We start from the raw sequence: 10,265 nt of genomic DNA on the forward strand, positions 1-10,265 counted from the left end.
ACATTTGGACCGAATTGACCTTGCTGGAAACAGCGTTGGGCAATGGGCAAGAATTTGCCCATACGGTTGTCACTTTTTCCGAAAAGTTAGATCACCACCACCCTATTCAGCGTTGTTTCATTGCGTTGGTGGGCTTTTGGGCTGACCAACAGCTTGAAAGCAAAGCGGCCTTCAACCGCCTTGTGAACCGCGTCAACGATTTGCGGGACGTGGCATGATGGCAAAAGCTTTATCCCGAAATGAAAGCGCGACGCATCCAGAACAGCTTTACCAACATTATTTGGTCGAGGGCAGCTTGCTGTTGGGTCGACTGTTGGAGTTTGCCACAATTGTGCGCTGCGGCGACCAACTGACCATTGTTGCACCGCTTAACGCGCATTTGGCCGATCAATTGTGCGGCTGGGGCGGCGAATTGGAAGATTTTGAACCGGAGCCGCGTGAAAATGATGCGGATTTTGAACCTGACAATCGTGAATTGAAGGTAGCTCAAGCATGACCCAAATCCAAAAAGTTGATTTTTATGGCGATAGCATCATCACTCAATTGGATGAGGTGGGTTATCCGCTGGTAGCAATTAAGCCGATTGTAGATCGATTGGGTGTTGATTGGAGCGCACAACTAAAGCGCCTAAAACGCGATCCGGTTTTGGCACCTTCCATGGCCATGATGACCATGGAGACCCCAGCGGGTGTTCGCGAAACAATCGCCTTGCCGCTCAATCTGGTGCCGGGCTTTTTGTTCGGCATTGATAGCAGCCGCATTGAAGATGAGGAAGCGCGGGAAACCGTGCTGACTTATCAGCGCGAATGCCATGAAGTGTTGTTTAAGCACTTTTTTGGTGCATCGCCGGATATGGAAAGTCGTATTCACGACCCTTCGGCCCATTGGGATTGGCAAATGATTGCTGCCAAAATGGGGCTGTTGCGCGAAACACGGCTCACGTTCGGCCAAAGCGCCGCCCGCCGCATGTGGGCGCAACTTGGTTTGCCGATTATGGATGTGGAAGAGGCTGTGGCCCCGCAAAGCCATGACGCGGCCTATGTTCAGCAATTTGTGGCCGAACAAATGGAGCCAGACCGTGCATCGCTTTTGCCGCTACAAGACGCGCACCGCGCCTATGAACAATGGGCCAAAATGCACAATGCGCCCGCCGTGGGCCTAAGTGCCTTTGGTAAATATACCAGCAGCCTCGGCATCCGCAAAAAGAAGTGGGGCGGCGGCATAACTCACATGGTCGCCATACGGCTCAAAGAAGCAGGAATGACGGTGCAATGAGTAACCTCAAAAAGCTCCAGACAGCCACCAGTAAACTGATCGACGCGATTACCTATGATGTGACCGGGACGCATGGGCAAGGCGGCAATGGTGGGCTTGTGTCCAACGAAACCATCAAAGCCGCTGATCAATGCCGGTTGGTGCTGAGCGCTATTACTGACGAGCGTGTAGAGGGGACAAAATGAACCTCGACTCTCTCAAACATGAAGCGCAAAACACCAGCTGCATTGATTGGGCCACTGGCCAAGGCTGGAAAATTGGCGCGCGTGGCAACGATCGATCTGGCCCATGCCCCAAATGTGGCGGGCACGAAAAGAAAGACGCCAATCGATTTGCAATCAACCTGAGCAAGAATATTTGGGTATGCCGGGGCTGCGAAAAGGGCGGCGATGTGATTGCGCTTGTGATGCATATGGAAGATTTGGACTTCAAATCTGCCCTTGAGCGCATTACGGGCCGCAAGGCGGCTGAGCCGGTTGACCCGGCGCATGCGGCTGAGTTGCAAAAACAGGCTGAAGAACGGCGGCGCACACAAGTGGAGTTTGCCGAACGTGAGCGACAAAAGCAGATTAGAGCCGCAAAGTCGATTATCGCCATGGCAAGGCCACCAAAGCCCGGTGGTCCGGTTGAGCAATATTTGCGCCAGCGCGGATTGGGCAAATTGGCCGACACGATAGCGGCTGGAAAGTTCAAGATTCACCTGGGTGAAGTAGAGCGATTTGAGCGCCGGTGCCAGGTGAAGAATGGCCACAAGGTGAGTTGGGAGGTGATCGACACTTGCCCGATGATGGTTGGCGCGATCGTTCAAGCCAATGGCGCACCAAATGCGGTGCACATGACCTACATCGATGTCAGTCAGCCCAAAGGCAAGCGACAGCTTGATGACCCAAATACGGGGCAAGTACTGGCATCTAAAATCATGCGCGGATCCAAAAAGGGAGGCGCGATTTGGCTTTATACACCAGCTAACCCAAAACGGCTGGTGATGGGTGAGGGTATAGAAACCACATTGACCGCGCTGCAAGAGGCTTATCAGCCTCACACGGCCTATTGGTGCGGTGTAGACCTTGGCAATATGGCTGGGGCGACGGGTGTGGATGCGGGTGGCACACGCCGCCATGATATACCTGACTTGGAAGATGATGCTTTTGTGCCGCCAGAATGGTGCAAAGAGTTTGTGATTTTGCGGGATGCGGACAGCGACCAAGCCAAAACAGAAAAACAATTGATCCGCTGTGGCCGTCGCGCCATGGCGCTGCGCCCCGGCCTAAAAGCGCGGATCGCTGATGCGCTGCCGGGAAAAGACTTTAACGACATGCTTGTGGAGGGGTTAGATGAGTAACCCGATACAATCGGCTATCGAAGATGCCCGCTCTATTGAGCCGATGCCAACCCCAGAAATGCAGCCTGACAGCGAGCAGGACCAGTTGGGGGGCTTCGACATTGAGCAAATGAACAATGAATGGGCGCTCGTGCTTTTGGGATCAAAAGCGGCGTTGGTGCATGAACAGCCACAAGCCGATGTTGAAGATAGAATTCAGATCCGCACCGTTGATGCGTTTCACCGATGGTACGACAACAAGTTTGTATATTGGCAGGGTGCTGATGGCAAAATGAAGCCGATGACATATTCCAAGGTGTGGATGTCTTCAAAACACCGTCGCCAGTATCAGGGATTGGAATTTTTTCCCAACCCGGATGGGGCCGATAGCACGCCGGGATATTTGAACATGTGGCATGGCTTTGATGCGGAAGCCAAACGCGGCAAAAACAAATATGACGTGTTCGAGGATCATCTGTTGACCAACGTGTGTGGTGGCGACAAGGATTTACGCAATTGGGTGTTTGGCTGGTTTGCTCACATGTTCCAGCGACCACGCGAACGCACCGCCACTGCCTTAGTGTTCAGGGGCAAGATGGGTGCCGGAAAATCGACCATTGGTGAAGTGATAGGGTCTTTGATCCAAAGCCATTATTTTCAGGTTGATGACCCTCGCTACATTGTTGGCAACTTCAATGCGCATATGGCCAAGTGCCTATTGTTGCAAGCTGAAGAAGCGGTGTGGGCTGGCGACAAGAACGCTGAAGGGCGTTTGAAAGGGTTGGTTGCTGCCAAAACCCAAATGATTGAAGCCAAAGGCGTTGACCCGATCAGGGTGAAAAACTATGTGCGGCTTTGCATGACTTCAAATGAAGATTGGGTGGTTCCTGCGGGTAAGGACGAGCGACGTTTTTGTGTGTTGGACGTTGGCGACGGTGCCAAACAAAACCATGAATATTTCGCGGAAATGCACGAACAGCTGAACAATGGTGGGCGCGAGGCACTGCTATACGATTTGCTGAATTTTGATCTGTCCACAATCGACATCTGGACCATACCTTTGACCACTGCCTTGTTGGAGCAAAAGGTTCGTTCGCTCGATAGCGTGGAAGCATGGTGGTTTGATCGGTTGGCAGAAGGCGAATTGTTCACTGGTGAGGGTGTTTGGGAGAGCGAAGTGTCCAAAAATGCGTTGCATGCTGATTATCTCAAACAGGCTGACGCCATAGGCATCAAACGGCGCGCTGACAGGTCGCAGTTTGGCAAGCTTATCCATCAAATGGTGCCGGGGTTGAAAACGACGCGGCCTCGGTCAATGCGGTCTGAAGATGTGCGCAAGCGTGGCCGATGTTTCTCGTTTCCATCATTGGAAGAGTGTCGTGCTTCGTTCTGCGATGTGGTCGGTCAAGAAGTGGATTGGACAGGAGGAATGGTGAAGGTGGGCGAACATTTGCCGCCAGAAATGTCTTTGTAGCGGCAAAAGGCTCGGCGCAGCAAAGCAGGGCTAGATGGGGTGATGGGCCATTTGTGGGGCAACTGTGTCGCGCTGTTGGTGGGAATTTTGGTTGTTAAACGCCAAAAAATCGTTCCAGACCTGTTTCCGCAGGTCGAAATGGTCCACCCTGGTCCACCCACTAATAGTATGGGTGGACCGCGCAAAGCCCCGGAACATAAGGGGCGGTCCACGTGGTCCACGTGGTCCATGCAAAAATGGGTGGTCCGTATGCGCGAGGAGATTATATTATTTTTCTAAACTCTAAAAATGGGTGGACCACGTGGACCACGTGGACCAGCCCAGCAAATTCAGTGGTTACAGCGGTCCACCCAAAAATAGCGTGGGTGGACCGGGTGGACCAAAGCCAAAACGAAAGGAATTAGCCAATGACTGACAATAAGTCTGATGAATTGCAAACAATGTATCGGTATGAGGGCAAGGAATTGGTGGGGGTACCAATTGGTAATTTTCCAACAAATGATGAGGAACTAACTGCTGCTGGATATAGTGGCGTAGATAGGTTCGTGGCAATCGCTGGCGTCATGGAGCATGACCTATTTCGAAAGGGCAGTGAATTCGTTCTTCTGATCAGCCTTGATATGTTTAGTTATGACGTTTTTTATGCCGATAATGTTCCCGACTATTTGCGGTTGGTCCGTGAGGTTGTCAATCCGCTGTTGGTGCAGCACAAGCATTCAGGGCAATAGCAATGGCAAAAAAGCAGATCGACATTGAAAAACTGGTGCATTGGGCTTTGGCTGATCAGCAAGTGGGCCGTGCAAGTGCGGGCAGCGATGTTGGCATGTTGGGTTATCGATCTGGTCAAGGTGCAATGGATCAAATGCAGGAATATGGGCAGATGATCCAAGACGGTGTGGTGGAGCGTTTGATCGCCAGCAATTGCCACATGGATGCATTCGCAACTTATGACGCAGCAATGGCGCTGCCACAGCCTGCACAGGCATTGGTGATTGCCCATGGGATAAAAGGTGACAGACCTGATTGGTACCCTGAAGGGGCGGGCCAACGGGTTGCGCGCATAGGTCGTTTTGGTCGACCGGCCACTATCGCTTTGTCGGATGGCTCCAAGCAAGTGATCTATGATTGGGATGGGTTGCCGCCATCTCAGGTGAAGTGTGCACGGGCGCAATATATGGTTTGGTGGGAGGGTTTGGTGGCCTTAACAGATTTTCTCAAAAATAATTTAGAGGACCATATCCCGCATCCACCAAGGGTTTCACGCGAACCGTGGATGGTGGCCGCGAAAAAAGTTGGTTAAGGGCTATTGACGAGTCACCAATACTTGCTCCATCAATGCCACAACATAAAAGGTTCAAACACGCGCTGCCCAGCAATTGCTCGGCGGCGCTTTTTCGTTTCAGCACGGAGCGGGGCAATGATTGGCGCACTGGTAATGCGGTGCATTTGGTTCGCTAAGTCTGCAAATTTGCAGAGTTGGAGGGTGTAGGATGCCACAAGCGATTGTTAGGCGTTCAAACTCGGGCGCGGGTCTAAGTGTCGCTCACAACATTGATGAGGTTCGGGATAGCCTCACCGCGCTCGAGAAACGTAAGCTACCGTTTGTCATTCGCGATGCGCTAAACGACACGGTCTTTGCGGCGCGTCGGGCTGAGAGCAACAAAATGCGGCGGTCGTTTGATCGACCAAAGAAATACACTTGGAACTCGCCTCGGGTAATCAAAGCCAAGGTTGGTGAACATACTGCGGCGCTCTACATCGAAGACCAATCGATCAAGGGCAACGCGCCTGCAAAATATCTCAAGGTGCAAGTGGAAGGTGGCAAGCGCCGAGCAAAGGCTTTTGAGGTTCGACTTCGCCGCATCGGTGTGATGCGACCAAACGAGTTTGCAATTCCAGCTTCTGGTTATCGTCGAGATAGTTCTGGGGGCATATCTGGTGCGACCATTGTGCGCATCTTGTCACAAATTGAAGGTCAAGCTGGTGTTCAATCAACTTTGTCAGAAACATCTCGGTCGCGTCGGCGCAATGTGAAGCAGGGTAAGGCACGGTTTTTCGTACCACGTGGGGACAAGTCTGATCGTGGGATCAATGCACTGCCACGCGGTATCTACCAGCGGCTAGGCAAGCGGATCAAAGCAGTGTTCATATTTGTTGAAGGCGCACCGCACTACCGCAAGCGATACGCTTTCGGCAAAGCGGCCACCAAGACAGCTAACCGTGAGTTCCCCAAACGGTTCAGCTACTACTTGGACAGAGTTCGGCCATAAAAGGTTGGGTCCTCCCAGCCAAAACAATCTCGGCCCGTGGGTAGTTCGGGCCCCGTATCTTTTATTCGTGATAATTTTTTGAGGTGTTGGTGATGGCGTTGATGTTGTTGTCCAAGCCTAGAGGCTCATCGTGGAATTCAAAGAATTCAATCTAAAGGAGTTGGTCAAGCAATACCCGCTCGACGATTCAGTTCCCGATGGCGTGGTGTCGAAGAAGGCGTTGGCAAGTGCTTTTAACACGTCAACAAACACAATCGATAAATGGGTTCAACACGGCATGCCTGTTGAGAACGAAGGCGGCAATGGGCAGTCGTATGAGTTTCAATTGTCGCACTGCTGGGCTTGGTACCACGCACGCAATGCTGAACAGAAAGAACGTCAAGATCAAGAATCGGCTGCGGTTCGGGCTATGCAACTTGCGCTGACAGGTGGTCAGCTGGGTGAAGGAATAGATAGCCTTTCACCAAAAGAAAAGCGCGAAGTGATCGAAACTCAGATGGCCTATGAGCAATTTGAACTTGCGCGTGGATCGATGATCCCAAAAGAAGAGTTTTTGGCATTGCTTGATGGAGTCTTCGTTCCAATCCGAGATGGGATTACCACATTGCCTGATCGCCTAGAACGCGAATGTGACTTAGACGGAAACACGGTCGAACGGGCTGTGATCATTTGCGATGAAACGCTGTCCGAGGCGCAACAACGGATCCGTGAGTTCCTTTCGGAAAACAACAAGAAGGGTAAACCAGTAAGGACAAACCTTTTCGATGCGTGACCTAAATAACTACCTACCGCCGATGCCGCCGCCGCGCTTTGCGTCTGGGATTGAGGTTATAGAGGACGCACTCGCTAGTCTCGCTCCGCACTCGCGCATTGATGTGCCAACATGGGCCGAACAGGATCGCAAGATCAAATCGGCAGCATACACCGGGGCGTGGGATAACAATACGGTGCCGCACTTGGTTGAGCCAATGCGCATGACCACATCGCGGCGGTTTGAAGCTGTTGTTTTTGTTGGCCCAGCCCGGTCGATCAAATCGGAAGCTTTGATCTTGAATACGATCGGACAGCGCATCGTGTGCATGCCGCGCGATATGTTGGTGGTTTGTTCAAGTCAAAAAATGGCCAAACTGTTCTCAACTGCAAAGTTGGATAAGTTGGTTTCAGGTTCGCCAGCCGTCAACGAGCGCAAGGGGAGTGGTCGAGGTTCGGACAACCTTTATGAGAAGAAGTTTAAAGGTGGAATGAACATCCAAATTGCTTGGCCGGTTGCAGACTATTTTTCGATGATCGATTGGCCTGACGTTTTGCTGACAGACTATGACCGGATGCCCGATGATGTCGATGAAGAGGGCAGTCCGTTTGATCTATCGATCAAGCGAACTCAGTCGTTTTATTCAACAGGTATGGCTGTCGCTGAAGGTTCACCTTCACGGCCACAACTGGACGCGGATTGGAAAGCAAGCACTCCGCATGAAGCACCACCAACAACGGGTCTGCTTTCACTGTTCAACATGGGCAGTCGCGGCAAGCTTTATTGGCCATGTCCTGAATGTGGAGATTGGTTTCAACCACTCACTGAATACCTCAAGTGGGAGGACCGTGGGGATCCGGGCAAGAGTGCCGAAACAGTGTACATGGGCTGCCCAGAATGCGGCGGAGTGATCGAACCTGATCGTAAAGATGGTCTAAATCGCAAATCGAAATGGCTGCATGAGTCTTCAAACGGTGCGCTTGTCGATATCGACAGTGAAGACATCCGAGGTGATGGGATTGCGAGCTACCATCATGAAGGACCTGCGGCGGTATTGCAGTCTTGGAAACAGATTGTATCTCGCCAACTGCAAGCTGAGGATCATTTCAAGCGAACTGGTGATGAGACCAAGCTGAAAACAACTGCGAACATCGACCAAGGCAAATGCTATTTGCCCAAAGCCCTTTTGGCTGAGAACGCAATGAGCGTTGATCTGCTCAAGAAGCTATCTGAAAACTATCCGCTTGGAATAGCACCAGCCGGTACACGGTTTGTGACAATCCAAGTGGACGTGCAGCCCAAAAAATTTGCTGTGAGTTGGGATGCGTGGATGGAAGATCTGGAAAGATATACCATCGATCGAATTGACATTGTTAAGCCGCCTGAAGGCGCACCAGCGGGTGCTGATAAGCGGGGCATTGACCCGCCGCGCTATATTGAAGACTGGGAAGCGCTGCAAGAGTTGATCGATAAGCCCATTGAAGTCGCAGGATCAGGCTGCGAATTGTTGCCACGCGCAATGATTGTGGATAGTGGCGGCGCACCTGGCACAACGGCCAATGCATACAAGTTTTTGCGTAAAATGCGGTCACGCGGTTATGCCAATCGGTTTTTTATTGCCAAGGGGCAAGGTGGCTTTGAACGGGATCGCGCTCAACACCGAGAACCGGAAAAGGTTCTTGGTGCAAAGCGTAAAGAGACCACAGACATTCGGATTGTGTTCGTTGGCACTGACAAGCTGAAAGACGAAGTGACTATGGCCCTTACCCGAAAGGAAAGCGGTCCGGGTAAGCACCATTTGTCATCTCACCTAGAAGATCGGGTGTTTGAAGAACTTTGTGCTGAACAGAGATTAGACAAGGGTTGGGCAAAGATCGTGAAGTCTCAGCCCAACGAGCAAATTGATTTGGCGGTTTATGGCAAAGCACTTGTTATTGTTTTGAAAGCAGAAACCTTTGATTGGTCCTCGCCGCCTGCATGGGCTGCGCCGATTGAAAGCAATAGTTTTGCTTCACTCATTGGCACATCTGCTGAGAAGATCGACAAAGCCAGACGCAAAACAGTGGCGAAGCCAAGGGCTCGTCGGGTGAAGGGGTCATAATGGCTGGAATTACTCTGCAACAGGCAGAAACCAACTTGGCAAAGTGGGTTGAGGCAAGTGAAAAAGTTGCTGAATCACAAAGTTACACGATCCAAGTGGACGGTAGCTCACGGTCATTAACGCGTGCGAATGCTGCGTGGATCCAAAAGCAGATAGAGTTTTGGGACAAGAAAGTTAGGCAATTGAGTTTGCCTGCGAATAAGCGCCGCCGCAACGTCCATATCGTCGGGTAACAAAACAAATGAAAAATCAAACGTTTCGTCAACGGCTGGGCAAGTCGGTGGCTGGCATTGCTGCGCGCATTTCCAACTCGCGCATCATTATGCAGCCGATGTCTTCGGGCTATACTGGTGTGCCTTCTCGCAGCAAAAGACTGCGCGGTTGGCAAATGGGCTCGGGGTCGTCGGCAGCGGAGACGTTGCCAGACCTACCTGAATTGCGCTCTGCATCCAGCGACATGGTGCGCAATTCTCCTCTCGCAGCCGGGACGATGCATACCAATGTGTCCGGGGTGATTGGCACTGGTCTTCATTTCAGACCGGCGCTAAATCGTGACCTTCTTGGTTTAGATAGGGATCAAGCGCAGGCGAAGGGTCAAGAGATTGTTCGCGAACTCAACTTGGCGTTTAAAACACTGAGTTGGGAAGGCAACGTGCCTTGGTTCGACTTACAAGATTTGATCCTTCGCGGTGTGTTGGAAAAAGGCGATCTGGGCATTGTCAGGCGCTATGATCAGCGACCCGGTGAAGTTTATGGAACAAAGGTTGTTCTGGTTGAAGCCGAACGCATTTCAAATCCTAGCGGAAAGCCAGATTCCGAACGCATAAAAGCGGGTGTGCAGTTTTCATCAGATGGGAGGGTGGAAGGTTATCACTTCACGCGGTTCCATCCCGGCGATATCGCAAAGGTTGAAGATCGTCGATGGGAATATGTGCCAGCTGTGGGTGACACCGGCTTGCCGCTAATGCTCTTGCCAATGGTCCATCTTCGACCCGGCCAGCCACGGGGCATTCCCTATCTAGCTCCGATTATGGAACTGGCCAAAATTCTTTCCGACTATACGCTCTATGAAG

The 10,265-nt window shown here is 51.7% G+C and carries 13 protein-coding genes; all 13 read left to right on the plus strand.

Annotated features, from left to right (window positions below):
- On the plus strand, positions 1–218 hold a 218-nt coding region (locus tag ACJAZW_RS13890; protein ID WP_415159124.1), incomplete at its 5' end, for a hypothetical protein.
- Positions 215–496, plus strand: coding sequence for a hypothetical protein (locus tag ACJAZW_RS13895; protein WP_415159126.1), 282 nt, complete (start codon positions 215–217; stop codon positions 494–496). The genes ACJAZW_RS13890 and ACJAZW_RS13895, both read left to right, overlap by 4 nt.
- On the plus strand, positions 493–1,275 hold the full coding sequence (locus ACJAZW_RS13900; protein WP_415159128.1) for a phage antirepressor N-terminal domain-containing protein: 783 nt from the start codon (positions 493–495) through the stop codon (positions 1,273–1,275). Before ACJAZW_RS13895 ends, ACJAZW_RS13900 begins: the two co-directional genes overlap by 4 nt.
- On the plus strand, positions 1,272–1,460 hold the full coding sequence (locus ACJAZW_RS13905; protein ID WP_415159130.1) for a hypothetical protein: 189 nt from the start codon (positions 1,272–1,274) through the stop codon (positions 1,458–1,460). The genes ACJAZW_RS13900 and ACJAZW_RS13905 overlap by 4 nt, the downstream gene beginning before the upstream one ends.
- On the plus strand, positions 1,457–2,617 hold the full coding sequence (locus ACJAZW_RS13910; RefSeq protein WP_415159132.1) for a CHC2 zinc finger domain-containing protein: 1,161 nt from the start codon (positions 1,457–1,459) through the stop codon (positions 2,615–2,617). Before ACJAZW_RS13905 ends, ACJAZW_RS13910 begins: the two co-directional genes overlap by 4 nt.
- Positions 2,610–4,070: a primase-helicase family protein gene (locus ACJAZW_RS13915; protein ID WP_415159134.1), complete on the plus strand. Its 1,461-nt coding sequence runs from the start codon at positions 2,610–2,612 to the stop codon at positions 4,068–4,070. The genes ACJAZW_RS13910 and ACJAZW_RS13915 overlap by 8 nt, the downstream gene beginning before the upstream one ends.
- Before the next feature lie 407 nt (positions 4,071–4,477).
- The gene (locus tag ACJAZW_RS13920; protein WP_415159136.1) at positions 4,478–4,798 is read left to right on the plus strand and encodes a hypothetical protein; all 321 of its coding nucleotides are present in this window, start codon (positions 4,478–4,480) and stop codon (positions 4,796–4,798) included.
- Positions 4,799–4,800: 2 nt separating this feature from the next.
- Positions 4,801–5,370 (plus strand): hypothetical protein, encoded by a 570-nt coding sequence (locus ACJAZW_RS13925; protein ID WP_415159138.1) that lies wholly within the window; start codon positions 4,801–4,803, stop codon positions 5,368–5,370.
- 190 nt (positions 5,371–5,560) lie between these two features.
- Entirely contained in the window at positions 5,561–6,340 is a 780-nt protein-coding gene (locus ACJAZW_RS13930) for a hypothetical protein (protein ID WP_415159140.1), read from the plus strand.
- A gap of 130 nt (positions 6,341–6,470) precedes the next feature.
- Positions 6,471–7,112, plus strand: coding sequence for a terminase small subunit (locus ACJAZW_RS13935; protein WP_415159142.1), 642 nt, complete (start codon positions 6,471–6,473; stop codon positions 7,110–7,112).
- Complete coding sequence (locus tag ACJAZW_RS13940) at positions 7,105–9,192, plus strand: terminase gpA endonuclease subunit (protein WP_415159144.1); 2,088 nt, start codon at positions 7,105–7,107, stop codon at positions 9,190–9,192. The genes ACJAZW_RS13935 and ACJAZW_RS13940 overlap by 8 nt, the downstream gene beginning before the upstream one ends.
- Positions 9,192–9,425: a DUF6148 family protein gene (locus ACJAZW_RS13945; protein ID WP_415159146.1), complete on the plus strand. Its 234-nt coding sequence runs from the start codon at positions 9,192–9,194 to the stop codon at positions 9,423–9,425. The genes ACJAZW_RS13940 and ACJAZW_RS13945 overlap by 1 nt, the downstream gene beginning before the upstream one ends.
- 8 nt (positions 9,426–9,433) lie before the next feature.
- A partial coding sequence (locus ACJAZW_RS13950) for a phage portal protein (RefSeq protein ID WP_415159148.1) occupies positions 9,434–10,265 on the plus strand: 832 nt, incomplete at its 3' end.

Origin of the sequence: Maritalea sp. (assembly GCF_047634455.1) — a bacterium.
Classification (GTDB): Bacteria; Pseudomonadota; Alphaproteobacteria; order Rhizobiales; family Devosiaceae; genus Maritalea.

What these genes read in the sequence shown, in the direction of transcription:
- ACJAZW_RS13945 (WP_415159146.1), top strand. Translation starts at nt 9,192, where the DNA reads ATGGCTGGAATTACTCTGCAACAGGCAGAAACCAACTTGGCAAAGTGG.
- ACJAZW_RS13920 (WP_415159136.1), top strand. Translation starts at nt 4,478, where the DNA reads ATGACTGACAATAAGTCTGATGAATTGCAAACAATGTATCGGTATGAG.
- ACJAZW_RS13910 (WP_415159132.1), top strand. Translation starts at nt 1,457, where the DNA reads ATGAACCTCGACTCTCTCAAACATGAAGCGCAAAACACCAGCTGCATT.
- ACJAZW_RS13940 (WP_415159144.1), top strand. Translation starts at nt 7,105, where the DNA reads ATGCGTGACCTAAATAACTACCTACCGCCGATGCCGCCGCCGCGCTTT.
- ACJAZW_RS13930 (WP_415159140.1), top strand. Translation starts at nt 5,561, where the DNA reads ATGCCACAAGCGATTGTTAGGCGTTCAAACTCGGGCGCGGGTCTAAGT.
- ACJAZW_RS13925 (WP_415159138.1), top strand. Translation starts at nt 4,801, where the DNA reads ATGGCAAAAAAGCAGATCGACATTGAAAAACTGGTGCATTGGGCTTTG.
- ACJAZW_RS13915 (WP_415159134.1), top strand. Translation starts at nt 2,610, where the DNA reads ATGAGTAACCCGATACAATCGGCTATCGAAGATGCCCGCTCTATTGAG.
- ACJAZW_RS13900 (WP_415159128.1), top strand. Translation starts at nt 493, where the DNA reads ATGACCCAAATCCAAAAAGTTGATTTTTATGGCGATAGCATCATCACT.
- ACJAZW_RS13905 (WP_415159130.1), top strand. Translation starts at nt 1,272, where the DNA reads ATGAGTAACCTCAAAAAGCTCCAGACAGCCACCAGTAAACTGATCGAC.
- ACJAZW_RS13895 (WP_415159126.1), top strand. Translation starts at nt 215, where the DNA reads ATGATGGCAAAAGCTTTATCCCGAAATGAAAGCGCGACGCATCCAGAA.